Raw genomic sequence first — 26,667 nt, 5'->3', positions numbered from 1 at the left:
TCCAAACTGGTATTATTGCCGCCATTTTAAACAGCGTGGTAATTTATATGACAGTATTGGCCGTTTGTGGACCTATAGGTAGTGGCTTTAAAGCGTTGAGTGAGCAATGTTATTCTTTATTAAATAAAAAGAGCACCTTACTCATTGATAGTTCTGCTTATAATTCTAGCGAGTTACTTTTATCTGCTATCAATGATGCATCCGGTGATGTTATTGTTTTTGGAGCAGATATTTTCTTAGATGAGAAACTACGATCAAGGTTTGATATCAAGGTCTTTATCGAATTAGACTCCGATCTTTGTTTGGCCAACCATTTAAAATCAGCAGATGCACATAATCTTGAAGAACAACTGAATTATTATCTTAGTCAAATTAAGCCGCTCAATGAAAAAATAAGATTATCCGCCAAATTTGCAAATCTACGCCGCCCACAAGAGAGTGCAAATGATAAATTAATTAGCTTGCTTATTGATGAAGCAGGTAAAAGCTTAAGCACGTGTCCAGCTACCTCTAGTACTCTCCTCAGAGATATGTTCTGGAAATCTGCATCGCAACATCAACAAACAGGCTCCAATGATAAGATTGCTGCAGTTGAAGGTTCAGACTCATTCAGTTTGGTGTAATAATTGCTGAATACGGATAGGCCACGTGTTTTGGTGGCTAAATCAGCTGAAGGCCTCGATGTATATTATAATATAAAGTAACTGAGGAATTTATAGCATCAGTTTGCTCTGCTCACTTATAGGGAGATTATGGCTATGAACGCGGATATTTTATATATAGAAGATGATGACGTTGACATTGAATCGATGCAACGTGAGTTTGCCAAAATGGAAAAAAAGGTCAATATTGCTATCGCCAAGGATGGGAAAGAAGCACTGGATATGTTGTATGGACGAAATGGTAAGCCTAAACTCAGGCCGAAGGTGATATTACTTGATCTCAACCTCCCCAGGATGAACGGCATCGATTTTTTGAAAGAAGTTAGAAAATCTTTTGATTTTGAAAAAGTTAAGGTTTTTTTACTTACAGGTGAATATACCACTAAAGAAAAGCTTGCTAAAAGTGAGTTACACGTATCTGGTTGCATTATCAAGCCCTTACAATACGCGGATGCACTCAATATTTCGTGGTGTATTTCTGCAAGCGAAGAAATCTCAAGATTATTTTTTATGCAGTAATGGCAATAACCCAAGCCGATTCACATTCACCGCATGCGCTTCATCTCGCCAATGAAAACCGTGAAAAAAGTTCCCCGAGAGGAAATGACCATTTTTTTCGCCAAAATCTTCACAGTACTTTCAGGCCACTGAATTAAAAGGAAAATTGAGGCTATAGGCTTGTATTGGCTAAAATTTTTTATATCGACCGCTTTTCTCTTGTTCCCCCTTGCTTTAAAATCTCTCTAACATACAGGATGAAAAACAATAAGTTGCCAATTAGAACGGTAAGAAATTGTTTATTTTATTATGTTAACCCCGCAAATGAGGCACTCTATGTGGCATGCATTCAAAAGATCTTATCTGGCAATGATTTTAATCGCTATAAGCCCCCTTCTTTCTGCAAGGGCCATTATTGACGCGGACGTTATCCAAAAGTTCAAATATCCTAAAGGATCAAAGCGGGGCACATTATCTCTGGTAGTTTTTTTACATAATCAGACAGAAAAAGTATCGTTTATTGAAGAAATAAAAAAAATTGAGGGTGTGTACATACAAGATTTAGGTTTTATGCCTGCAGTAGCAATACAAGTTCCACGAGATCGCGGTTTACTCTATCAAATTGCCAATTTGGATTCAGCAGCCCAAATTTCTTCACATACTGCCGCAACGCCAGAGTTGGATATTAATGCGCAAGTTTTAAAACTTACTCCTTCATCCTTTTATCCTAATGTAAATAATTGGTGGGATCATGGTTACACTGGTCAAAAAGGGATTATTGGTATAATCGATACCGGTGTAGATCCATTGCACCCTTCATTATCTAATAAAAAATTAATCCTGCAACAGGATGGAAGTTCTGGGTATTCAAATCATCTTAATGGCGTGAAAGAGCCACATGCCACAGGTGTAGCCTGTATTTATACGAGTAATCATGAAAAATATAAAGGCATGGCTTATGGTGCGTCCACCATTATTTCTGGACTGGCGGGAGAGGAAACAGCTGATCCTGCAAGTATTATGCGCACCATGGGGTCTTTGGACTGGATGTTGAGCCGCACGGAACAGAAGCCTACTATCATTAATTACAGTATGGGCAATGGTCGATTGGATTTAAATTGTCCTGCGTGCCCTGAATGGAGTGGGCTTGCAAAAGTCATAGACTATGTGGTGAATACGCAAAAAATTCTCTGGGTCAAATCGGCAGGAAATGCGGGATACATAGAACCCGCACATCAATATACTTTTGCTTCCACGCTAACAGTGCCTGGTGATAATTATAATGGGCTGACGATTGCTAATATGAATACAGTGATTACCGAAAATGAATCGGTTGTAGTAAAAACTGCAGATAGAAGCAAACATATAATAAAGCAAACCAGCAGTCGAGGGCCTACCCCATTTGGTCGGCGTAAACCTGATTTAACGGCCCCAGGCCATGATACGTTTACCTGCGCGCCTGATCCCAAAGTATATGGCTTTGTCTATTCTAATGCGATGAAGTACAAAGATGGCTATCGTCTTATGGGTGGCACCAGTTCTGCGGCACCGCATGTAGGTGCTTCGGCATTGTTACTGCAAGATGCTGGTATTCAGAATCCTATGGCCATCAAAGCCTTACTTATTAATAGCGCCGATACCTGGGCTGATGCCGGTACAGCCGATTCTGGGCATTCGGAAATCATGGGCTCTGCATGGAATAGAACGTATGGTTGGGGTTATCTCAATATGGAAAAAGCTTATCAACAGAAAGACAATATTATAGAAAGCGAGTTAACTGTTGAAAAACCAATATGGGAATATGAAACCACGCTGAAAAGAGGACAAAAAGTTACCTTAGTTCATGAACGACGCGTGGGATATGGTGCAGAAGGCAATGAGTGGAAGCTGAGTCATTTGTCGTTAGTGCTTATTGATTTGGAACACCAAAAAGAGATTGATAGCGACAACAGTCCTATAGATACAGTACATCAAGTTGCAAATTGTAAGCGCGAACCACAGGCAACCAACTGTTCTGAGGACAGCAAAACAATGAAGGTTTTAGTTAGAGTGCAACTTCTAAGTAAATCCATCGATGGTAGTGCCAGCGAGCCCTTTGCGATTGTAGTACCGCCTAATGATGAACATTAAAGACCATACAACATATGCTGATTCTGGCCTTACATACGTATGCATACCCGAAAAATGCTATTGGGGATCAGTTGAAATTTACATAAAAATAAGGCCGTATCTCAAGAGCTTCATGCCCAAGGAATGAATCCTAAGCATTTTTAGGCTCAATTCTCAGATTTTTTTGCAATTTATATTCTTCATGCCCATTTTCTCCTGTCTTAATATTGTAATCAGGTTATTGTGCTATTTTTATAATAAGGATAGATAAATTGTTGAATTCGATATGCCGATGCCTTTTTTTGATGATCACCGTTCTGAATCTCGCACCCCCACTTTGATTAACCATATGATAGCTCTTTCCAAAGCGGTTAAAGACGGGGCTATAAGTGTTGAAGAACTGGAAACCATTAGCAAGCAATCTACCGTCTCTTTGGAAAGCAAATGGGAGTCTCTGGTAAACGGTAGCCTTGATATCAGTACTTCACCGAATAATTCGTTAAAAAAACTATATGATGTTATAAAAAAAGCCCCTTCTGTATCTATAAAAGATGCTACACCCTTAGTAGAGGGGCTCAAGCGTTTTGATAGTGAACATGGTGATTATCTACCTTTGTCGCCATTGGCCATACAGAATGATCAAACCCTTGCAGTAAGCCTTAATGATTTTGCAACATTTTACAATGTTTTTATCAAGCATATGAGTTACACAGTGGAACCAGGAGAATTGGGTGATCAGTATACAATTGATTTTGACCCTCTGGCCGCTGGAACCGATTGGTTGCGATGGCAAAGTACTCGCCCAACTCATATTCGTTTTGATCCCTCTAAGAGCGAGCATCCTGGTATTTTTGAAAGATTTCTGGGGGGGCAGCTAAAAAGAGATGAATGGCTTTCCGATCTGGACATTCGACGTGAGCTGGCCCTCCTGGGGTTAGAGCGCCTGGTTCATATTGTTCCTTTCAAAGCAGATGATATCGGGTTAGCTCTGCACTTTGAAAGGCAAAAGCATGAGCTTGACGATCCCCAAGAACCCTATGTGATTCCTTTAATCGTTAATCTTGGAGAAGATGGTCACAGTCGCCTTGATTCTCGCGGAGTTCACTGGACTCGCATGATGGTTACAGTAGATCCTAGGACTGCGCCACCAACGATTACTGTAGATTACAATGATGAATTATTTTTACATGAAAGTAGCCAAGAAAAAGTTAGAAAAGTCCTTAATCAAGCGATAAAGTATCGGACAGAGCTTGGCGGATACTCAAGGGATGAACCATTAAAAGTTTATAAAGCTTTTCCGGAGTGCGATAATCCAACGATTAATATAAATGGCTCAGGTGAGCAAAGAGATGGATTCACATGTGGGTATCGCGCGTTAAAAGGGATTCTCGCCGATCTGATTCAGAAGAATGTGATCAAGGTCGGGGATAAAGAAGACTATCAAAAATTCCTGGATTGTGCGGACGCTACCAGTCTTCGTAACTTCGTGTATCGTTCTTTGTTGGGAAATCAATCTATTTCAAATGAAACAAAAGAAGTACTGCAACACTTCTTACCTGCAAGTGTTTTTGAAGCAGCGAGCGGAGGTGTGTTTGTTGTAAAGCCTGCACTGGTTGAAGGACAATTGCTCACTTTCTCGCAACCAAAAGTGAAGAAAGAAGGAAAACAAGGAAAACTCAACGACGAACAATTGAAAGAGTTAGAAAAGCTAGTAGAACAAAATAAAAAAATTAATGTTTTACGTGACATGGAGGTTATTAAGAGTCTCGCTACATCTGAGGATGAGCCACTTGAATTAAACTTACAAAGTATTCTTGATGTTGTAGCAGTAAAAGTGGCGGATCCCAATTTGGTGTTACGAGTTATTTTTGAGCAAGTTGCAAAAAACATGGATTTAGAAACATTGAAGCTCTCTGGAACTGATAAAATAGGGCAGCAACTTTTGCATGAAAAAATTGATAATTTGCCACTCCGAATTAAGTTAACTTCTGACGAACCCAAATTAACGAAATATCTAGAACTCATCAATGCACGCAATACGCTAATTGATGGCAGAACGATTGTTGTGCCTGAAGGAAGCGACCCCTGGGATTCTTTGTTTGAACACATCCTGTTTACGCCTGCTGATTTTCCGGCTGGAGAGCGATTTGAATGGATGAACCACTACGCCCAAAGACATACTGAAGCTGTAGCTGCTTTGGGTGCGGCAGGGTTTGCCAAACTGTTACAGTACATGGCGACTCATGAAGATCGCTGCGAAGATAGTGGCTTTCCGTTCAAAGAATTCGATATGACTCAGGTCAATCCTCAGCATAAAGAGCCTATACGTATAGAGGACGGTCTTAGATTTTTGGTTGCTTTAAGAGCACATTTACAATCTGAAGAGCCCTACATTCCTTTTAAACAATTCAATTTTGACATACCCAATTTGGCAGAGAATCATGAAACACTGAATCAAGAGCTAACTGCCATTCTGGCGGCTATGAAAGCGCCTGGGCTTGAAAAATTGCAAATTAATACCGACTCTCTGGCAAAGTTTCCGGAACAAACTATAGATACCTTAATTACTCATATACGAGAGAAAAAATATCCAACAGTTCTTTCTTTTAAGGCAGCAAAGGGTACCATTAGCCCTACTCTGCAGGAAAAATTGCAGGAGCTGGAGAATGCTGCATTATCTAACCGACGCCTAGGATTGGCTTCTACTGCGAGTCCTGGCCATCACGCTCTAAAGGCTAAAACAACAGAAGCGGTTGTTCTTGGTAAAATCGGTAAAGCCATTCTGAAAACAGAAGGGTTGGCAGGATTGGATACTGAAGTTCAGATTCAGGAGCAACAGCAACAACAAGTCCAACAGCAAATACAAACGGCGCTCGATGATGAGGAACTTCCGGAAGAAGAAGAGCTTTCAGGAGAACCGTTTCTCCCCTATGCGGGCACTGAGGATTTAATCAATCGAGCAACAATTGCACGCCTGGCATTTTTTATTGCAAAGCGTCATCCGCATTTAAATATTGAGCAATGTTGGGATTTGATTACTGGAGCCAATGCCGATTTATTTAAGTACGGCATTAAGAATATGACAGTTTCTGCCGCCAAAGTTTTGATTGAAAACTTGCAAGATGTACAGTATGGACTGCATCCAGATAACTTACCCCGAGGATTTTCGCTACAGCAACAGAAGGATGGGGAGCTGGTGCTTGCCTATACCGCTTTTAATCCAGCAGTCAATCCCAATGAATCGCCACTGACGATTCGCTTCAGCAAACCAATGGCTCCTAATCAATGGTATGGTAATGCCTTACAGTTTATGACTCGTGAACAGGCTGAAAGTCTCTATAAAAGTGTCATAGAACCTATGAAGAAACCACGACCTACTTTGGATGCCTGCATCAGTCAATTTTTCTTTTTAAAAAGTGATACTTTCACTGTAGAAAACAAAGATATCACTCTAAACGATTCACAACGAGTCAAAATTTTAAATGGTTTCATTGCTGCGATGGTCAGCAAAGAAGAGGCCAGCACCATCCAGAGACAAATTGAAAACATTTTTGGCGCGAAACTGACGTCATCTAATATCAAAGCAATAAGCGAAGTGCTTTATGAACAGGGACCCAAAGGTTTATCTAACCTCTTAGAGGACTTGAATCAGATTAGGACAATCAAAGGAGAGAAGTTTTTTGCAAGTTTTAAGACGTGTTTTATCGATCCTTCCCAAAATCTTAACGAATTGACGACGGACAGCGCCCGTGCGGCGATGCAGAAGTTGTTAACTTTATCATCCGCACAGACCGCATGGTGGGTTTCATTAACAGAGCAACATTCCAGCAATCTTTTGTATGAACCCGAATCCGACCAAAGTGATTTCACCGTAATACAAGCTCCGGGCAAACGTTGGGCAAATTTGGCGGAATTGACCGATGGGTTTCTCTATTTTTGCGGTCAATTGGACGAGGTTAGTCCTGGACTTGCACTGACCGAGTATTGTCCTCTAACGGAGGTCGCCGATATGCGGGTGGCCCTGGATCGTTTGTTAACTACTATTTTACCCAATGCCTTGGATGTGGATGAGCAATTTTACCAGGGATTACAGGGATTGTCTCTCGCACCGCTAGGACCGTTTTATGCATCACGTTATGAAGGGTATAAATTAGTGACTGCTGACATGATGTTGGATTTGGAAAATAGTTATCATAAGGCTTCTACACCTGAAAAAAGAGCAAAAGCAAATATGGTGTTTGCACAAAAAGGTTTTTGTTTCCGAAGCGATAAAACTAAATTTGGAGGAAATTTTGCTGACTATGCTGTCGATTCAAATGAAAAAAGAAAATCGCTGTTTCTACGTTATATCGCAACTTTTAATCATCGTGCCCCACTAAGCGAATACCATGAGGCATTCAACAAGATCTTAAAAGTAGAAAGTAAGGACGATGAAGGTAAGAAACAGGAGGATTTGATAATTATAGTCGCAGGTTTTGGAGTTGGAAAACGAGGTAAATGTTTCACTCAAGATGAAATAACGCGCCTTATAGATTGGGTTGGCCAATGCCCTTCTGATGAATCTGGGGAGATGGAAAAAGTGCTCTCTTCTTGGCGCTCATTACTGGCGCAATCTATTCGTCCTACTATTGCGGAGATAATAGATATTTCCAGACTGGTTTTTACTACCGGTATGCCAAGGATTTGCATTAAAAGGGTGCAAAGCATCATGAGTAAATATAATACTCTAATGAGCCAAGAGGGCACAAAATCCGCAGAAAACTTTCTCGAAGCTTTGATGATATTAAGCAAGAATAAGCAAAACCTGGGTGCCAAGAATTTTATAGATATTGTTTATCAACTCGAAGGACTAAATGTTCCTTTCAATAGTATGCGAGAAGTCAAAGCAGAAGTAGACCTGGAACCTAAAATAAGGTCTGCTACAGCAAAACTGCTGGCGGTCTGTAATTCAACAGGCGTAGATGAGTCTAACGCGCTGGTAACGGCTAAAGCCTTATATGCGGAAGTGGAGAAATGCTTCAAGGCTCATGGAGCCCAAACAACAAATGATTTACTCGAATTGCTTGGCAATATTGATGTGGAGAAGTCAAAGGATTTACCATCACTCAAAGAGCTCACCACACTTATCCAAGGAATAGCTGAACATGCTAAACCAGACTATAACACTCTTGAACGCACTGTAAAAAGCAACTTGCCGGAATCCTGCGTGATACAAATGGAAAAGGTGACTGCCTCCCCAGTCGAGCCCGCGGGTAATTTACATATGATTATTACCAAATATATGGGTGAGATTAGAGCGGAGTTAGTCGATTACAAAACTCAAATTGATGCCAAGCTTGGCGAAGGATTTTTTGACGGTCTTGCTACTCCTGAAGGCACAAGAAGATTATTAGATGGCCTGGAAAATATTGCTGATATGACTGGACTTCTTGGAGGGATTGTCCAGGGAAAAATTAAAGGCGTGATGCTTAAAGTTTATGATGGTGTGGTGAGTGATGGTCAAGAGCGTATCGGCATAAAAGATAATGTGGCTAAGGGGCGCTTAGCTAAAATTCTTAACAATAAAATGAATCATCCAATTAAAAAAGAGGATGATTTTGAGCGGTTTTGTAAGGGATTTGCAGGAGAGTTGCAATCCCTTAACCAATTCTTGGGTAACTTGCAACTTATTAATAAAGCATGGCCTGTTGATTTCGGCAATGTTCTTGATGCATTAGATAACAGCCCGAATCTTAACGCCTATCCTTTACCTTTGCTTGCTCATATTACCAGTGCATTGGTAACAAATTTTGATAAAAACACTCCTTTCCCCAGCGATCTGCTGTATCAATTCCTGGCGGTTAAGGACGTTAAAACCATAGAAGCATTAAAAGGTATTGTTGATGAAGCTTTAGATAAAGAAAAGACGAGTCTTTTAAAAAATACTGAAAAAAAATTGCTTTGCGAATTGGCCCTTCGCTATTGCGACGCAGCCGTCGATCCGCGAACTGCTCCAGAATATATAAAGAAAATATTAGCTTATCAAGCAGCAGACGGTGATTTATTTGCTGCCCGGATGAAACTTCTTTCTGGATTTGTAAAAGTCGAAGCCAAAAATCTAACCGATATAGACGATGCCTTTAAGGTTCTTAATGAGCTGACGATACCTGAACTGAATGCAAAAACTGTGGGCTTTTTTACCGAAGACAAGGAAAGAGGAACGGATTTTTTACCGGTCATCACGGAGCTTGGTAAGATAGCTGATAAACCAAAACGTTCGCTGGTATTGGCTATTGCCTTGAAAGCCGCGCAACAAAATCCTGAGACCTATCAAGGTGACCTGCTTCGTCAGGTAATAATCAATCTGAATAAGCTTGACCCAGAAATTCTGAAGCAGCTGGATGCATTGTATCGTTCGCCTAAACATCCTGAGTTGGCCTCTTTAAATGCTCTGCTTTCTGATCCACTAACACCTCTGAATGCGAAGGTCTTGGAAACTTTGCAGGCAGATTATGATCGTGATTACTGGCTGAAAACTAAGAACATGCATAGGAATTTTTATGGGTGTGACCTCTTTTTGATGTCAGGTAATTTGAACATCAAGAAATCAGATAAAAATCACCTGTATCTATATAAAGACGCAACTGAAAGATTTTATTACAAGACGCAAGACAATAAAAATCATTATTTAGATGACCAGGCGATCAAGGCTGTACTTAAAAATAAAAATTTTGACCAGCCCGCTGCGAGGCCATCCCCATGTACAATTCATGAGGTGTGCAGCCTTGTTCTTAAAGAAACATCAAAGCGAGGCCACTCCCAGTTTATTGCCAATCAGCTTGCCAAGTATCTCGATAATCTGCAGGACCTGAATTACGAGCGCCCGTTGCTGCTCTCACAACGGGAAGAGCTACAGCGGTGGTTTTTATATATTAATGCCATTGGTAACAATCGGGGAATTCCAACTCAGCCATGGACTCCCGAAGGTGGCGCGAGTAAGCCTGTTAAAGAGATGTCCCATGAGGAAATACAAGGCTTACTCAAACATTACCGTGTTCAGTTAAAAGACACGACCTCCCTCTCTGAAGAAGCTCGCCTTAAGATACGCCTTGAAACCATTGCCCTATTGCGTGAAGCAATGTACCGCGGCACTGGTAAATTCCCAAGGCCCACCCAAATTCTTTATTTATTGACTGCAATGCAGAGTGGTCAGGATTTTGTCGCGCAAATTCAAACAGGCCAAGGCAAGTCAATGACGGCAGGTTTGGCTGCTGCAATGGCAAATGTAGAAGGAAAAACTGTTGATATTTGCACAAGCAGCTTGTTTTTGGCGAACGAAGGATTAGAGGAAAATCATGGCTTTTTCGAATACTTGGGGATGAAGGCCAAACTTATTCATGCAAACTCCGGAAAGGATGAATATGAGGAAGGAGCAATTCATTATTCCAGCATGTCAGAATTGGCGTTGCATCGCTCCAAAATGCAGCTGTTGGGTAAAGTATTCCCAGAAAATTGTACTTTAATTGCCGATGAAGTTGACTTTTCAACTTTGGATGATAGTACCCGCTATCGTTATGCAACCTCCCTTGATCCGGTAACCGATCCCCATAAAAGTCCGTATACATGGATTTACGAGTCATTGGTGCAATTTGTTGACTCTCAGAAGGCACCCAAAAGCGATGAAGAGTTTCTGGCACAAGCAAAAAACTGGTTAAGAAATACCGCTAAAACTAAAGAAGAAAAGGAACAGCTCAGAGTTCTGGAAGAGCAGCCAGAGGTTTATAAGAAACGCTTGGAAACTTGGTTGGTTGCAGCAGGCAAGACCAATCAGCTGGTTGAAATGGAGCAGGTTCGCTTCCGGGTAATTCCTTTAGAACATAAAAAATATGGCTCAGTTTCCAAGGCGTGCATTCTAGCGGGTGGACGACCTAATATTCAAGCAGAATTCAGTGACGCAATTCAGCAATTTTTGCATGTGCGCCTACGTCAAAAATACCGTAGTGAAATTGATGCAGGAAAAATGCCTGATTTTCTGGTTGAGCCTGAAAAAACTTATATTACCACGCTGAATAGTAAAATCTTGTTCAATATTTATAAACAGCGTCTGGGGATGAGCGGAACTGTCGGCTCAAGAGAAGAGCTTAAAGAGCAACATGCGAAATATGGTTTTCGCTTTGTGGATATACCACCCTTCGATGAATCCAACCGTGAGGATTTACAACCGATTCTGACAAATCCAAAGTATGTAACCGATCCAGAGGCAGAAAGTCGCGATCATATTAATCGTATTGTTAAGGAAACGCTTCATTATTTAAGAAGCCAAGAGAACGGACTCGCCGGGCCAATGTTGATCCATTGTGCGGATAAAGAACAAGGGGAGAAAATTTATGATGCCCTGAAAAAGGCTATTGAAAAAGATCCAAAGAAATATAAGTCTAAATTTCAAGGTGTATCTCAAGGTATTCAACGCTTTTACAGCAGCGAACAATCTACGCCAGCAGCGCGAAATGCAGAAGAAATAGCTATAAAAAATAAGGCAGGTCAAGATGGAGTGATTACCATTTCTACGGTGTTTGGTCGGGGAACTGACATAAAACCAACACATGACAATGGCTTGTATACGATAGATACGTTTGTTGATACCAATCCTTATTCTTCCGAAGACCTAGAGCGCTCCAAACGGCAAAAAATTGGTCGTTCTGGGCGTGCTGGTCAGCAAGGCTTTACCCGTTTAATTGTTCGACGTAGTGAGTTTTCGGATATTTACACGCCCAAGCAAATGCGCAAAATTCCAGAGACCATAGAAGGTCTTGATCAAGCCATTTACGAATTAAACCGAGTACGTAATGAAAAACGTGTTGTCGAACGGCAATTGCGAGAATCATTCGATGATGTGAAAGACATTATTTATCAAGAGTTTTTCAAATACATTCAAGTGCTTAATGCAACTGCTGAAAATGTTCCCAAAAAAGCAATCCGTGAGAAATTAACCAAACAATGGAATCTTGTATTAAGCCGCATTGATGACCGCTGGGAAGAGTTACAACATGATCCTAACTTAAAGGGAAACATGAGTCAGCAGTTGGAAGAGATCGCAAAATTTGCATGTGCGCAATGGAATGAACTTGCTAAAGACAATGGGGCTTTGCGAGATGATATAAAGGGTTGGGCGGAATACAATAAACTGACGTCTCTAAAGCTCCCTGAGATAAAACCGCTGGATTCCCAGGAGTTGCTCGAAACGGTTAGAGCCCAAAAACCTCGCCTAGAGCGGTTCTATGTAAAAAGAAGACAGCAATATGGCAAAGTAGACCCATCAGTACCCGAGGCCGCAGTTTATAGTGATTTTATGGCTGCTTCTAAATTCAGCATGATGGGAGAAGCAGTTGCTCAAGCAAGAACCGAGGCCACCCAAGCTTACATCACCAAGAAAATCGAATGGTTAAGTACTCAGGCCCATCGCCAAAAATTAAGGGGCAAATTTGACATAGCTGTCGGAGATTTTACTGAAAAGAATGTCAAGGAAATCATGGGGGCATTACTTTATTTAAGGTACCAAGCTCATCGTGATGGGAATCCCGTTGCGTATGTACGTCTTAGTCAGGAGTGTCAACGTTTTGAAAAGCAAATGCTATGGAGCCAGGATAAGAAATTGCTTGACGCTGTGATTCAAGCACGGAAGGGACATTTTAACGTATTGACTCATCATCGCGGTGAACATGAATCTCAAAAAGTGAAGTATTTAAGTATGCTTATGGCTGAAGGACGTACGCTATTGCCCAAAGAGGCTCACCAATGGAAGAAAGATGATTTTGCCACATGGTGGCGTGGAGGTGATAAAGCTCCAGGCATACAAACACAAGCTGTAAATTGGTTAACTGCTTATCGAGACAATTGGTGGTCTCGAGGTTATGTGAGTCTTGATCGCAAAGAGGTGGTTACCAAGTTGCTTAAAAAATTACAAAAAGAAAATCAAAGTCCGCAACAAGTTTTAGAGCATATTGCTGCAGCCCGAAAAAAATTGCTGGAGCAAGATGTAACACATTCTCGTTCATTGAAAAGCAGTGTTCATGGTCGTTTGTATCAATATCTGAATGAACTGGAGCTTAAAGTTCAGGCGGCAATGGCTCCTGAAGATCTGGATACTTATACCGATAATACGTTTGATAATGTCAAGCTTGTTTTACAGCAGGCTGCTCTCTTAGGTATTAAGAGTGAAGAAATAACTGTTGGTATTCTTGATAAAAAAGCAGCAACACCACAAGAAAAATACCAGACGTTCTCTGTATTTTTTAGCAACGTTGCATACATGGGTAAACCTAAAGGGGTCAAGAACGATAACTGGGATGCCTTTCAATCCTATTGCCAACAAACGAAATTACAAATGGTGCGCTATTTTGCTCAATGCGATAAAAATAGTTCTCTCAATGAGGGACGTTCTATACAAGTATATCAAGCGGCTTCGGACGCTGCTGCTGCACATTTCGAACGCATAATGAATAGGGATATTTCACCGGAATTAAATCTTCCTGCCAATGGCAAATTTAATTATCGAGATAGAAGTGTCACGTTCAAATTAAGTGATGATCACTACTCTTTGATTAATCAAGGAAACAAGTCACCGTTATTTCTGAAAGTCAATCAAGCGGACACTTACAGAGAGCTATTGTACTACTTAGAACGCTCTATTGTTGAAAAGTCTCCTGATGATACGCAGGTTGTGTTCCAGTCAATTACTCTTGCAAGAAGCGAGCGCTATCAGGCTGAAGGTTTTAAATTATCGGTTGAAATGATTATCGATGGTGTTCCTGCACAAATGAATTACGAAATTAATATGAATACTGGAGAAATGTATTGTAATGATCAAGAGCTGCAAAAACTGAATATGCCACATGCCCAAGAACCAGAGTTAGGCGAGTTTACCCTAGGTAAAGAGTTGGAAAAGTTACAACAAGAGCTGGCAAAAATTAAGAGTACTGGTGCAACCTTAACTGCAGAAACTGAAGTGCGGATGAGACAAATGCATTTGCAAATGCAAAAACTCACGCAGAAATTTAAAGAGAGAGCCAATGGAATTAAGAACGATGATGCACAACCATCACAAATACTGACTCAAAAATCAGGTTGAGAAGACATATGCTTTGAGGTTGATGATATAATCTTCCAATTGTAGCCAAATTTATATGAGAAAAAATGGCAATGGATAAAATCGATGAGCTGCTAGAGCAGCAAAAAAAATGGGAAGAATTAATTCAACAAACGGCTCAAGCACAGAAAAAAATGCTTGAAATTATGCTCCAATTGAGGAAAGAAATAATTTCTTTGTCTCAGTTAAAAAAGGATTTTCCTGACAGTGTCAAAATTAACGCTCGAATCAGTCAATGTGATCAACTTTTAGAACAAAGTTCTGAAATGGTAAACGAGATGAAAAAACAATTAGCGGAATTTAGGGAGCAAAAAAAAGCTCTTAATGAGTTAATGAAGAACTTTGTCGAGCCAACATTATTGGAATCGAGCAGCAGCCCAAAACTTTAGGTGCACACGTAATCATGCCAACTTAAAGGTAGCCTGGGTGAAGAACCAACACCCGGGTTTCACGTTTCACCCAGGCTAAGTACTACCATTGGTTGGAGTTATCAACAGGCATTGCATTAATTTCGGTTTGTAATGTTTGCTGTTGTGCTGCTTCGTTTTGTTGTTTGGCGGCAGCCATTGAAGCATTCATCGCATTTACGTTTATTTAGCTTTTTTTGTAGATGGCGGGGGCGTGAACGATTAGGGCGTTACGGAACGCATGATTGGATTTTGTAGGGAGATAAGAGTCTCTGTTGATTGTATTTCTTCGATAAGCTGGATTTTATTTACTAATAGTTGCTGTAAGGCATCTATTGATTGGCACATGACTTTAATAAAGATATTAAAATGATGCCCAATAGTGTAATAAGCCTCAATAACCTCTTCTAGATCTTCCAGTTTTTTTAGAACGGCTTGGTAGTCTTTCGCATGATTCAGGGTAATTCCAATAAAACAACAGACATCATAGCCTAATCGTTTGGGGTTAATGTGTACATGTACCCCTTCAATAATACCTGCTTGTCGCATTTTCTCGACGCGTACATGGATCGTTGCCGGGCTTACCGCATAAGCCTTAGCTAATTCCGCATAAGCGGTACGCGCATTTTTTATTAATGTCTGGAGTATTTTTTTGTCAAGATCATCGATTTGATAATTTTCTAGGTCTTTCATAAGCTATTTTTAAATAATATTTAATAAAATTGATATTTTATTAAATATTATGTTTTTTATCCATGTTTATTTTATTTTTACAATAAAAATACTCGAAAAATTCAATATAATATTAAATCAATTTATTGTGGGGTAGTATAATGAAGCAGGCATTTATTGAAAAACAAAAACAAATTAGTTTAGTCAAATCTTTTTTCTCTCGAGAATTAGAACAAAGATTAGGTCTTATTGAAGTACAAGCACCGTTATTAGCTTGCGTTGGCGATGGCGTACAAGATAATTTGTCCGGCATAGAACAAGCAGTCTCGGTTAAGGTAAAAGCCATCCCAGATCGTACTTTTGAGATCGTACATTCCTTAGCAAAATGGAAAAGAAAGCTACTCGGAGAATTTGCTTTTCAATCCGGGGAAGGCATTTATACGCATATGATCGCGTTAAGACCTGATGAGGAGGTATTAAGTGCGACACATTCTGTTTTTGTGGATCAATGGGATTGGGAGCGTGTCATTGACAATAAAGACCGTAGTTTGAGTTATTTAAAGAAAACGGTCATTGAACTCTTTGATGCCATAAAAAAAACGGAAAAAATGGTGAGCGAGCTTTATGGTTTAACGCCATTTTTGCCACCATATATTCATTTTATGTATACAGAAGAATTACTCGCTTTATATCCTCATCTATCGCCTAAAGATAGGGAGCGGGCCATCACTAAAAAGTATGGTGCTGTTTTCTTAATTGGAATCGGTGGCTCGCTATCCAATGGCAAACCACATGATTTACGTGCTCCAGATTATGACGATTGGAGTTCAGTCAATGAAGTAGGATTTACCGGGTTAAACGGTGATATTTTAGTCTGGAATCCCGTGCTCGAAGATGTTTTTGAAATTTCCTCTATGGGTATTCGCGTCAATGAAGTCATATTGAAATATCAACTGGCATTAACAGGCTACCAACAACGTTTGGATTTTGATTGGCATCAGCGCTTGATTTCGGGTGCTTTGCCGCAAACCATTGGTGGGGGAATAGGCCAATCTCGTTTGGTGATGCTGATGTTGCAAAAAAAGCATATCGGGCAAGTTCAATGTGGCGTGTGGCCTGATACACATGTAGACATGTGCGAGATGTGACCATATGAAGTACAGCCAGGTTCTATTGATTTTTCGCGATTTAAAATATATTAATGGATAAGGATCATTTGAGAAATGGACTTCAATGAAACTTATAATGAATAAAAAAAATAGTGCGGAATCAATAAGCCTGGACCTGGAATCATCAACTACAGTGCACGATTTATTGTGTATCCTTTATGAGCATCGAAGTAAACATTATGCGCATTTTACTTTTCTGGAGTATCAAAAATTTATTTCTGTTTATGAGTGCGTTTTATATGGGGAGCGATTTAAAAATAAATTACTTCCAGGAACCAATTTAGCGGACTATAAACTCGAGGACCCATGTTCCTTGGTTTGGGAGGAGTTTACTGAGAATCAGTGCCTGGATGAGTCTATAGACCGAAGATTACTTTTTTGGAAAGTGGACATGAATAGGGCTGAAAATGAAAAGAAGTCTTGGCCCGCTGATAATAATGAGCCAACCAGTGGCCCTATTTAGTCGAGGACTTCATTGTAAATTACAATGTTTCAATATCCTCAATTTTATTGCATGATACATGATGATGCATACTCAGGTGTATCTTTATCCGGAGAATACTGAGGTTCTCCAGCAAATAAACTTTTAACATAAGAGCCGGCTGTTTGTGTTTCTGTAACTTCTGCTTTAGGTTGAAAACTATGGCCTAAGGAATGCAACATATTGGTGGTTGTATCTCCAGCAACTTCATCAGCAGGTGAGGGCGTTTTCCGTTCTGCCAACACCACGTCCTGTTGTTTAAACAGGTATAAATTGGATAAAACAATAGCAGATTCAAGCACCATTAAGGCAACACCAATCACGGGATTCAGTGCAAAACCTATGGCAACAAACAACCCGGCAGCCACTAGAGTAATGACTGAATTATAAGTTAAGCTTACGAACAGATTTTGAGCAATATTTTGTTTTGCTTTTGCAGCGATATCAAATGCAGTAGCGATAGGAAATAACAAGCCTTGCTGAAGTACTATGCCTGCATTTTGCTGGGTAGCGGTGTCGCCAATATTTGATTTAACCGCAATACCGACATCCGCGGTGGCAATGGCGGTGTCATCATTCGCGGCATCACCTACCATCGCAACTTTATGGCCTTTTCTTTGTATTCTTTTAATGCAACTTGCTTTGGATATTTGCCATTTTTTAGGGGTGTGGCTTCCGTTTGCTGTTATAATTTCTTTAATTTGCTTCTTACTGAGATGTAATGTGGCCTCATCCTTATTTTTAATGGTGTTTATTTTTTCTTCAAATAAATCGAAATCTAAAATTTTTACTTTTTCATATTCCCTATTGGGATTAACATAATACAGTTCCTGAGTATCGTTCTTTTTGATAAATACATAGCTGTTTTTGTATTGTGCAGGCCTTTTGGGTAATTCGGACAGCAAATGAAGGTCACACCCTTTTTTAGTAACAGCCCCAACTGTATTGGCAAAAATATTCTTTGGAGAAATACCCAGTAACTCAGCATATCTTTCTGCTGTATCTTGATCTGCTCCTGTTATAATATATATTGCTATACCGAGCTCTTTTAATTGCGCCACGGTAGCAAAAGCATCTTCACGGAGAGGGTCAAATAAGTCAATTTGTCCTATTACTTCAGTTTCTTCTTTATCGTGTACTTTTGTTCTGCGCACCATATAAATGTTACCCTTTCTAGGGTCATCATAAGGCTTATTAAAAACTGTAACTCCGTGCTCCAAGAGCATATTTTTATTGCCTACCATGAATGTCTCACCATTAATTTCGGCTTTTATGCCCGCATGATGGCGGTCAATGGAGTCACGGTCTATTTTTAACTGCTCGTCGATAACAATACCTAGACGATTTATTATATGAGACTTAATCTTTTTTGCTGACGGATGGTCGGATTGACTTTCTAATAATGCGAGATACGGCAAATACTTTTTCTGGACATTTACTGCTTGCACCACAATTTTCCCTTGAGTCAGGGTGCCATTTAAATCAAAAGCGGTAGCATCTATATCTGCAGCTGCTTGTAAGGCCTTGCCATTATTAAAATGAATTCCGTTTTCAGATGCTTTTTTCATGCCGATTTTAACTGCCAAGGGCGTAATCAAGCTCAAAGCACAGGGGCATGCACTGACAAGAACTGAGACGACACATTGAATAGCAAGCGCGGGGGTAAACAATGAACCTATAACAATACCCGAAACAAGAGCGACTAGGAGGAGGCCAGGAACAAAATATTTCAATATGGTGTTTGCAAATCGTTCCACTGGTGCTTTTTCATTATTTGCTTTAGCATTATTCTCAGCGATTAATGAAAGATAAGATTTTTGATATGTTTTGGTAGCGCGCATTGCCACGGAAGGAAGATGATCGGCTAAACGCATGCCGGCAAGCACCTCATCCCCGGGGTTAAATTCTTTCAGATCAGGCGAACCATCAACGCGAGTAGTATAAAGAAGCGCTCTCTCCGTTAATATGCCATCAACAGGGATCACCTCGCCTTTTTTAATGATTATCTTATCGTTAGGGATTAAGTTTTTGACCGAAATTTCTCTATCGGGATTACCCTTTAATAAGACTGAGAGAGGCAAACAGTCACGGACATCTAATTTTTTCTGGATTTCACCGACTAAAGTATGTTCAATACCTTCACCTAAATGCCAAAACCCCAAAACCAATGGTGCTGCTTCGAACATCATCGGTAGTCCGGGAATAAACATGCTTGCAATTGACACGGCGACGATGGTCAATGTACTAATGGTGTATAAAGCTGCGGTATCCCATTTCTTTTCCAGCAATGAATACCATGCTGATTTATATACATTATATCCTAAATATAATGTCATCAATGTGGTAAGTCCGGTGATAAGTAAATAGGCAATCAGTGGAATATTAAAACTGGCAATGGAAAGAGCAAGTAGACCTACTCCCCAAATCAAACCTAATGCCGCTTTAAGCCAATGATTCTCATGGCCATGAGAGTGGCCATGCGCATGGTCGTGAGAGTGGTCATGCGCATGGTCGTGAGAGTGGTCATGCTCATGGTCGTGAGAGTGGTCATGCTCATGAGAGTGGTCATGAGCGGAGGCGTGAGCAAGACGTTTTTTTCGTTTCTTTTTACCATGTGCAGAATGTTCGGGGGTGGAGGAAGAAACATGATCTGCATGCCCATTTTCTGCTTTATATTCAATTACTTCTGTCTCTATCAATTCGGCAAATGCGATCTTCTCTTCCCATAGGCGCTGATTTACTTTCGTTGCGATGGCTTCAGTATCTGAGGATTTACATAACAAACTGATGCTGGGATTAGGGGGCGTCAAATCGATTGCTGTGCGCACTAACTGCAGGTCATTTATCTCTTGCAAAATTTGTTCGATTTTGTCTGCCGTTTGTTGGTCAGCGAAAAGTTCTGGGTCACCGGCAAGATGGAATCTATAATAATTAAGATGCATTGCTTCCTCCGTTTACTGGATATATAGAGGTGAATGAGAGGCAACTACCTATTTTTTGCAAAAACCTGCTGGCAGAGCGCCTGCTTAATTTAATCAGTTGTGCGTCAATATTAATTTCATACATATCATGACCATTACAGTAACGTTGCAACCTAACGATAGAAAAATCTGGCTAAGCAAAGAAATCCGGTTCGTAATCACTAGGATGGTGACTGTTCATTTTGCTTAATACCTAAAAGTGTTACATTGTAACATTCTGTTGCCAAAGAACAAGACACATTTAGTGATTTTTAAACCAAAAGAATTTTTGTAGATTACTCAAGAAAGTGATTTGATTATTTTTCTGTAAAATAAGGACTGTGGTACAATGGAATATCAGCGTATTTAAACTTAAAAATGATTAATGAAATACAATTTGCTGGACAAGGCTTATAAGCACTGTGTAATACATGGTTATCGATTTACGGAGCCAAGAGAGCGCGTCCTCAAAATATTGGTTGAAGAGAGAAAGCCTCTTGGTGCTTATGAAATCCTGCAAAGATTATCCAAACAAATTGAGAATCCAAAACCGCCTACAGTTTATCGCGCTATTCAGTTTTGGCATCAAGAGGGTTTTATTCATTGTATTGATAGTCTTAAATCTTATGTTGCTTGTTTGCATGGACATCATGTAGGACAAGCTCAATTTCTTATTTGCAGTCAATGTGATTTCGTCAAAGAATTAGAATGCATCGTTGACTTCACATCCGTTACAGAATTTGCAAACTCAATTCAGTTTTCAATTATCAATTGCACTGTAGAAGTTAAGGGATTGTGTGCTCAGTGTAAGCAGAACAATATAAAACTAGAGAAACTGGCCTAGACAACAGCAACTTTCGTCACGTTAATTTGCAGTAATTGCGTCGATAATTCGATTTTTTACATAGTGAGCAAACGGTATGGTTTGGACAAAGTATACCGAGCTGGCTTTATCTTCACTTATGGGATCGATCTTTTCTTACCAAAGTTGATAACTGTTGCTACATTAGGATGTCTAATGTGCCTAATATCAAAAAACCTTTTTCATAACTATTTAACCTCCGTTAAATGGTTATGTGTTGATTGTTGCTTGAGAGTCCAAAGTTCTCTGGTTAAACTTATTTAGTATTTGCCATCGAAATAACTCACAAACAAATTGATGCTTCCTTTCCTTTTCGATCAAATTCGCTGCAAAAAAATACATTTGCAAGCGATGGAGCACATGGAATTATGTGATGCATGGTTAGTACTCGTCAATCAATTTTCGGCGGTCTTTTTAGCAAAACTCATGGTTCTCGAGCGGTTTATTTCATAGTCTTTTTTAATTACATAAAAGCGTTATTGAAACAATCTGATAACGTATGTGTTGAGCCAAGGCCCTAGCTACTTGAGTTTAGAGATTAAGGTGTCCTGGTTGCAAGCAACCAGGCTATTGCTTACTAAACTACGGGCGTATTGCTTTGAGAGGCTGCTTGTTCTTTGGGGCCATCGTTGTATTCTTCTTGCATCATTGCAAATTGAACTTCCAAATGGTCTGGTATGTTGGTTGAATAAGTCATTGCTCTATCCCTAAAACTTCGCTGTTCTCTATCGATCTCCGCAAGTTTTCTATTTTTTTCTTGTCGCATAGATAATTGCGCACCGGGATTGCATGCTATCTCAATCTTTTCATTAAGATTCGTTAATTCTTTAGACCAGTAAAATGTAGCTTTTAATTTATTGGGAGATTTATCTTTAGTCCATAACTCTCTAAGTTTTAAAAAGTTGATGGAGGGATCGGCATGGTTAAGAAGTTGAGCATAGGTTTGCACATAGGATTTAGGGAAATCTTTGTTTGTAGTTATTTGATCTATCAAGCTCAAATTCGTAATCACCAAAACATATCCTTCATAATTATGCTTGTTCCTTAGTTCAACGGCGATATCAATCCAGCGACAAAAAGCCTTAATGCGTGCGTTTCCTTGAGCTTCCATAATATTCCTTTTCAGCTCATCTTCTAAGTAGTCTCTGCCGGCTAAAAATGTTTTAAGGTTTACGCTTGCCTTTGGTTTCTTGGAAAAGCCCTCAGGGTTTGCAAAATCGCTTAGTGGAATTTTGCTATAATCTGCTCTTAATTGCTCATCAATGAGTGTCGCATCGACGTGTACTAGTTGATTGTACCTTTTGAGATAGGGCCTAAACGCCTTATCTTTTGTTAATTGATACTCTTTATCTATTTCCATTAAGGTATCACGCACTAAAAAATAGCCCTCATAATTATGCCTTTGCCTTAACCGGATTGCGGTATCAATCCATCGGCGAAAAGCATGAATTTGCACATCTTGAGAAGCATGCTTGCTGATGCTTTCTCTAATAAAATATTGTAAGGTTTCTCGAACCTTTAAGTGTTCTTTGGCACTTGGATGTTCTTCTCTTAATTTGACGTCAAAGAGTTTGGCATGGTCATAAGCAAATCGAGATTCAATGTAGGCGAAGAATTCACGATGGTTTGGATCTCTTTTTATTTTTTTTCGAGTCTCTTTTTCGGCAAGCAGCTCATCCCACTCAAAAGTGGCATTGGGTCTGTTTAAAAACTGTTGTTTTACTATTAGATTTTCAAAAAAAGAATTTTTAGACTTTGTAAGGTATTTCGGATTTGTATTATTCTTAGACATAGAAACCTTCGCAAATAAAGAATGTTCAATTGTAAGTCTGTCTGCTTATTTTAATCAAGCAAATGCCGCCTCGTGGTAAGCAATCAGTCGTTCTGCTTACTTCCGCTTGCAAATCGACTATGGTTTGCAAGCTTATCCAAAAGCCAGGACATAATATGAGAGTAGCATTTTGGAATATGTCATGTCACATAAAGGATTGATAAAATTAATAAAAATCTTGTTGTCCACTCATTTGATTTTCTAGGGCAAGGAGTTTCTAGACGGAGTAATTCTATCCCTTTTTTTAGTGGCATAAATCTTTGTTATTTCTGCGCCAAGAAAGAAAATTTGTGCTGAATAATAAACCCATATTAGAAGGATTATTAAAGAACCTGCCGCACCAAATATCGAAGTGATATGAGCATGATTTACATAAAAACCAATGAATATTTTTCCCAAAATGAATAATAAAGAGGTACTTAAGGCACCTACCCATACATTATTCCATTTAAGATTGACATCAGGTAAGTGTTTAAACATCAGCGCAAAGAGTAGGGTGGCGATTATAAAAGAAATAAAGTAACTCACGACCAATTCAAAGAAAATATCAACGCCTATGAAATAATGAATGTGGCTACTTAAGGCAGCAAGCAAGGTCGTTATGATCAAGGAAATCAATAATAACAAGGCTGCAATCAAAACCATAGCAAAGGATAAAAGTCTGCTTCTAATGACCGTAAATCGCTTCTTGTTGAGATGCGGCTGAACCCCCCAAATAATATTTAACCCGGCTTGAATTTCACTAAAAACACCTGTGGCACTAAACAACAAAATGAGAATGCTAATGATTTGCACATTTAAGGAGTTTGTTGGGAGCGTTGCATTTTTAATAACTTCTTGAATTTCTGTGGAGACTTGCTCCCCTGCGACAATACTTATTTGAGTTAATATTTGACTCCGAGCGGCGTCTTCTCCAAATAAAGAGCCTACTATCGTAATACAAATTAATAAAATTGGCGCAAGTGAAAATAGGGTGTAGTAGGCAAGGGCTGCCGCAAGACTCGCCACTCTATCATCTCGCCAATTACTATAGATTTCCGTCAACCACTTTAATACTTTGATCATGATAAAAGATACTCAAAGAATGTTTCGCTCATCAAACATGAACATCACCATACGACAACTCGCCGACATATTTGGGAGAATACAGGCAAATATAGGTAAGCCATCCAAAAAATAAAGCGACGCTTGTAGTCACCACCCATCCGGGAATTGAGCCTAATGCAGCATCTTTCACGATCTGGCCGAAAGACATGCCCATTTCCTGATGTGTGCCGACACTTTGCAGCTTGGGAGAAGATATCTTCAGAATCCATGCCATTAATAGAATAAGAAACATCCAGATATAGTTTCTGCGCAGTCGCCGCGACATTGCTTCGCGAAGGCTCATATGAAAGCGAGGCTCACGTAAGTCTTGTCCTAGAACTTCTGCCCAATGCTCCTCAATCGCTCTGGTTGCTGTGAACATCGGAGCGAAATAGTGGCGTTCGATAAGGCGCACGCGTCCTCTGTAGACATCAAAAAAGCGATATCTTCTTGATTCGATGAGAAGAAGCAGTAATACAAGTATCATCGCAAACAACAGTACCCCATGATGTGCTGACGCAGTTGAGAGCGACAGCGAAAGCATTGCGGCTGCTGCGGTAATTGCCCAGTTGGTGGTGCGATCGATTCGGTCTCGCCAGCCCGCCATCCGTGCGATCTCACCTCGATGATAATGAGCCAAGACGGTGATAAATTCGGCTGATGTTGTTGGCAGTGGAGGGTTTTGGAAACCAGTTAGGGATGTTTCACCCAATTGTTGTTTTTCGTATTCCATTGCTATCTCCAAGGCTCTGTACATGAGCCTATTGGTTAGTCCTTATTTTCAGTAAAGTCTGATACGCCCCACATCGATACTCGTTCAGTTGCTCAGATTGCTATGTACATCATAAACAATATGAGTGGTGTAATCTACGCCCATCTTTTTAGAGAGCCAACATGAGTTCTATTGTGAACTATTCTTTATGTTATGACAAAACAGATATTGATTGTAATGTACATCGTGATCCTTATCGCTTTAATCGTAGGCATTGATATCTTATTCTTCAAGGATCGATTTTGGGCGCGGCTGCAGGCAAACATCGGCATCGTTTTGTTTTTTGCTGTTTTTTTATTTGCGATTTCTAAAATAAAAGTCGCTAACGCGCATTGGCTAACATGTTGATTAAAGTATCAGAATAAGGATTGAGTACGAGTTGTTCCTTTTGCGCTTTAGACAGTTTTTTAATATAGCGTTCTACTCGCATGGCTATTGATTTATCCCCTTTTATCACCCAACTTTGAGCAATGGAGAGGGGCTTGAAGCTGCGTGTATATTTACTCCCTTTACCTGCAAGGTGCTCTTGAAACCGCTTTTCAAGATTGTCTGTATATCCTGTGTAATAGCTATGATTGTTGCATCGTAAAATATAAACCCAATAGGTTTTCTCAGACATGTTATCGAATAGAGTACTGGGATTTGACTTGGTTCAACTATAGCCCGTTCTACCTCACGAAGCAAACATTAACACTTCTTGGCTGTTGTCCGTAAACGTATTCCTTGCTCTTCAATATCAATCAAACCGCGTTTATAAAGTTGTCCCAATGCGCTTTTAAAATTCTTTTTGCTCTCAGAAAATATTTGCTGAATTTCTGCAGGGGTGCTTTTGTCATGTAATGCTAAAAAACCACCGGATTGCTCCAATTTGGATACAATACGTTGTGCTAATTCATTAATGCTGCTTTGACCTATTTGTCTTAAAGCAATATCAATTTTGCCATCTTCGCGTACCTGCTTAATGTAGCCTTTTATTTTTTTGCCATAAATTAATGTTTGAAAAATATCACCAGCATGGATTAAACCCCAGTGACTGTTGTTGATAATTACTTTTCGTCCTAACGGTGTAGTATCTGCAATAAGCAGACTCACTTCCTCACCTGACTTAAAGTGCGCTTCTGTCTTATCCAAAAAATAATCGATTTTTGAGCTGGCAATAATACGCCCTTGATTATCTTGCTTTAAATAAACAAGATAAGATTTCCCCTTTTCCATAGGGCGGTGTTGTTCTGGTTTGGGGACTAATAAATCTTTGTCTAATCCCCAGTCAAGGAAAGCGCCTACAGGATTTACATCAATCACTTTTAAATAAGCACAGCTACCTAATTTGGCATGAGGACGCACTGTTGTCGCTATAATTTTGTCGTCAGAGTCAAAATAAACAAATACATCCAGCACATCACCAACTAAAGCGCCTTTAGGCACCGATTTATTGGGTAATAAAATTTCTCCCCATTCTCCTCCTTGAAGATATACCCCAAATGGAGCTTCTCGTACCATTTTTAATTTATTAAATTGTCCAACTTTTATCATGACCAAACTCGCTTCTCATATATTGGTCAAGCTTAACACAGAAAAATATAATGTGTTTATTATTTATTAAGGGTGCTACAAAATCATGGCAGAGCGGGTTAACTATCTACATTGTGCCAATCATTTTGAAATGCGCTTATCCCAGGGCAAATGCCCCAACTTCTTCGTGATCTCAAGGCTCAAAGCAAAGATTCATTTATTTTATCAGCTTGAGTTATTTGGGAGAGGGTATGCGATTTATATCTTTGGAGCTCACTTATTTATTCAATCCAAGACCGCCCCAATAAGACTTCATCGGAATGGCTGCTATAATTAGATTGAGTTCACGGAGGAGAACAATATGCTTACGACTCATCTTACACCGATTATTTCAATAGTTGCGGGGGTTTTAATACTGCTTATGCCTCGCTTATTAAATTATATTGTCGCTATTTATCTGATTGTTGCTGGGGTTGTCGGCTTAGGCGTTTTACATTTTTAATGCACACCTGCGTTGGAAT

At 39.8% G+C, this 26,667-nt stretch carries 16 protein-coding genes; 9 read left to right on the top strand and 7 right to left on the bottom strand.

What is annotated here, in order from left to right; all coding sequences use genetic code 11:
• Positions 1–47 precede the first annotated feature (47 nt).
• The 5 genes from Lste_RS12135 (at position 48) to Lste_RS12115 (ending at position 14,783) form a co-directional block, all read left to right on the top strand.
• Entirely contained in the window at positions 48–623 is a 576-nt protein-coding gene (locus tag Lste_RS12135) for a nucleoside/nucleotide kinase family protein (protein WP_058511189.1), read from the top strand.
• A 135-nt stretch (positions 624–758) separates the two neighbouring features.
• Positions 759–1,181, top strand: coding sequence for a response regulator (locus tag Lste_RS12130; protein WP_058511727.1), 423 nt, complete (start codon positions 759–761; stop codon positions 1,179–1,181).
• A gap of 315 nt (positions 1,182–1,496) precedes the next feature.
• A complete protein-coding gene (locus Lste_RS12125; protein WP_058511188.1) occupies positions 1,497–3,290 on the top strand; it encodes a S8 family serine peptidase in 1,794 nt (597 codons plus the stop codon).
• A 265-nt stretch (positions 3,291–3,555) separates the two neighbouring features.
• Complete coding sequence (locus tag Lste_RS12120; protein WP_083503955.1) at positions 3,556–14,376, top strand: hypothetical protein; 10,821 nt, start codon at positions 3,556–3,558, stop codon at positions 14,374–14,376.
• Between the two features lie 65 nt (positions 14,377–14,441).
• Positions 14,442–14,783, top strand: coding sequence for a hypothetical protein (locus tag Lste_RS12115; protein WP_058511186.1), 342 nt, complete (start codon positions 14,442–14,444; stop codon positions 14,781–14,783).
• Between the two features lie 240 nt (positions 14,784–15,023).
• Here Lste_RS12115 and asnC read toward each other — a convergent pair whose 3' ends face one another.
• The gene (asnC, locus tag Lste_RS12110) at positions 15,024–15,494 is read right to left on the bottom strand and encodes a transcriptional regulator AsnC (protein ID WP_058511185.1); all 471 of its coding nucleotides are present in this window, start codon (positions 15,492–15,494) and stop codon (positions 15,024–15,026) included.
• Between the two features lie 140 nt (positions 15,495–15,634).
• Between asnC and asnA the strand changes: the two genes are divergently transcribed.
• Positions 15,635–16,621 carry an aspartate--ammonia ligase gene (gene asnA / locus Lste_RS12105; RefSeq protein ID WP_058511184.1) on the top strand — a complete coding sequence of 329 codons (987 nt, stop codon included), beginning with the start codon at positions 15,635–15,637 and terminating at the stop codon, positions 16,619–16,621.
• A 97-nt stretch (positions 16,622–16,718) separates the two neighbouring features.
• Positions 16,719–17,105, top strand: a complete 387-nt coding sequence (locus Lste_RS12100; RefSeq protein ID WP_272947121.1) for a hypothetical protein — start codon at positions 16,719–16,721, stop codon at positions 17,103–17,105.
• A gap of 44 nt (positions 17,106–17,149) precedes the next feature.
• On the opposite strand, the gene Lste_RS18895 is transcribed toward Lste_RS12100, so the two are convergent.
• Complete coding sequence (locus Lste_RS18895; protein WP_083503954.1) at positions 17,150–20,065, bottom strand: heavy metal translocating P-type ATPase; 2,916 nt, start codon at positions 20,063–20,065, stop codon at positions 17,150–17,152.
• Between the two features lie 403 nt (positions 20,066–20,468).
• Between Lste_RS18895 and Lste_RS12090 the strand changes: the two genes are divergently transcribed.
• Complete coding sequence (locus tag Lste_RS12090; protein ID WP_058511182.1) at positions 20,469–20,927, top strand: Fur family transcriptional regulator; 459 nt, start codon at positions 20,469–20,471, stop codon at positions 20,925–20,927.
• A gap of 595 nt (positions 20,928–21,522) precedes the next feature.
• Here the strand turns inward: Lste_RS12090 and Lste_RS12085 are convergent.
• From Lste_RS12085 to Lste_RS12065, 5 genes are all read right to left on the bottom strand, one after another.
• Positions 21,523–22,737 (bottom strand): RasGEF domain-containing protein, encoded by a 1,215-nt coding sequence (locus Lste_RS12085; RefSeq protein WP_058511181.1) that lies wholly within the window; start codon positions 22,735–22,737, stop codon positions 21,523–21,525.
• 240 nt (positions 22,738–22,977) lie between these two features.
• The gene (locus tag Lste_RS12080) at positions 22,978–23,841 is read right to left on the bottom strand and encodes a YihY/virulence factor BrkB family protein (protein ID WP_058511180.1); all 864 of its coding nucleotides are present in this window, start codon (positions 23,839–23,841) and stop codon (positions 22,978–22,980) included.
• A 31-nt stretch (positions 23,842–23,872) separates the two neighbouring features.
• The gene (locus Lste_RS12075; RefSeq protein WP_058511179.1) at positions 23,873–24,595 is read right to left on the bottom strand and encodes a DUF2270 domain-containing protein; all 723 of its coding nucleotides are present in this window, start codon (positions 24,593–24,595) and stop codon (positions 23,873–23,875) included.
• 361 nt (positions 24,596–24,956) lie between these two features.
• A complete protein-coding gene (locus Lste_RS12070) occupies positions 24,957–25,253 on the bottom strand; it encodes a GIY-YIG nuclease family protein (protein ID WP_058511178.1) in 297 nt (98 codons plus the stop codon).
• Positions 25,254–25,321: 68 nt separating this feature from the next.
• Positions 25,322–26,167 carry a CvfB family protein gene (locus tag Lste_RS12065; protein ID WP_058511177.1) on the bottom strand — a complete coding sequence of 282 codons (846 nt, stop codon included), beginning with the start codon at positions 26,165–26,167 and terminating at the stop codon, positions 25,322–25,324.
• A 340-nt stretch (positions 26,168–26,507) separates the two neighbouring features.
• Between Lste_RS12065 and Lste_RS18885 the strand changes: the two genes are divergently transcribed.
• Positions 26,508–26,648 carry a DUF3096 domain-containing protein gene (locus Lste_RS18885; protein WP_083503952.1) on the top strand — a complete coding sequence of 47 codons (141 nt, stop codon included), beginning with the start codon at positions 26,508–26,510 and terminating at the stop codon, positions 26,646–26,648.
• Positions 26,649–26,667 lie beyond the last annotated feature (19 nt).

Origin of the sequence: Legionella steelei (assembly GCF_001468005.1) — a bacterium.
Classification (GTDB): domain Bacteria; phylum Pseudomonadota; class Gammaproteobacteria; order Legionellales; family Legionellaceae; genus Legionella; species Legionella steelei.
This window is presented reverse-complemented; position numbering and strand designations above follow the sequence as displayed.

Coding starts and splice junctions, on each gene's coding strand:
- Lste_RS12135 (WP_058511189.1), top strand. CDS start 48: ATGACAGTATTGGCCGTTTGTGGACCTATAGGTAGTGGCTTTAAAGCG.
- Lste_RS12130 (WP_058511727.1), top strand. CDS start 759: ATGAACGCGGATATTTTATATATAGAAGATGATGACGTTGACATTGAA.
- Lste_RS12125 (WP_058511188.1), top strand. CDS start 1,497: ATGTGGCATGCATTCAAAAGATCTTATCTGGCAATGATTTTAATCGCT.
- Lste_RS12120 (WP_083503955.1), top strand. CDS start 3,556: ATGCCGATGCCTTTTTTTGATGATCACCGTTCTGAATCTCGCACCCCC.
- Lste_RS12115 (WP_058511186.1), top strand. CDS start 14,442: ATGGCAATGGATAAAATCGATGAGCTGCTAGAGCAGCAAAAAAAATGG.
- asnC (WP_058511185.1), bottom strand. CDS start 15,494: ATGAAAGACCTAGAAAATTATCAAATCGATGATCTTGACAAAAAAATA.
- asnA (WP_058511184.1), top strand. CDS start 15,635: ATGAAGCAGGCATTTATTGAAAAACAAAAACAAATTAGTTTAGTCAAA.
- Lste_RS12100 (WP_272947121.1), top strand. CDS start 16,719: ATGAATAAAAAAAATAGTGCGGAATCAATAAGCCTGGACCTGGAATCA.
- Lste_RS18895 (WP_083503954.1), bottom strand. CDS start 20,065: ATGCATCTTAATTATTATAGATTCCATCTTGCCGGTGACCCAGAACTT.
- Lste_RS12090 (WP_058511182.1), top strand. CDS start 20,469: ATGAAATACAATTTGCTGGACAAGGCTTATAAGCACTGTGTAATACAT.
- Lste_RS12085 (WP_058511181.1), bottom strand. CDS start 22,737: ATGTCTAAGAATAATACAAATCCGAAATACCTTACAAAGTCTAAAAAT.
- Lste_RS12080 (WP_058511180.1), bottom strand. CDS start 23,841: ATGATCAAAGTATTAAAGTGGTTGACGGAAATCTATAGTAATTGGCGA.
- Lste_RS12075 (WP_058511179.1), bottom strand. CDS start 24,595: ATGGAATACGAAAAACAACAATTGGGTGAAACATCCCTAACTGGTTTC.
- Lste_RS12070 (WP_058511178.1), bottom strand. CDS start 25,253: ATGTCTGAGAAAACCTATTGGGTTTATATTTTACGATGCAACAATCAT.
- Lste_RS12065 (WP_058511177.1), bottom strand. CDS start 26,167: ATGATAAAAGTTGGACAATTTAATAAATTAAAAATGGTACGAGAAGCT.
- Lste_RS18885 (WP_083503952.1), top strand. CDS start 26,508: ATGCTTACGACTCATCTTACACCGATTATTTCAATAGTTGCGGGGGTT.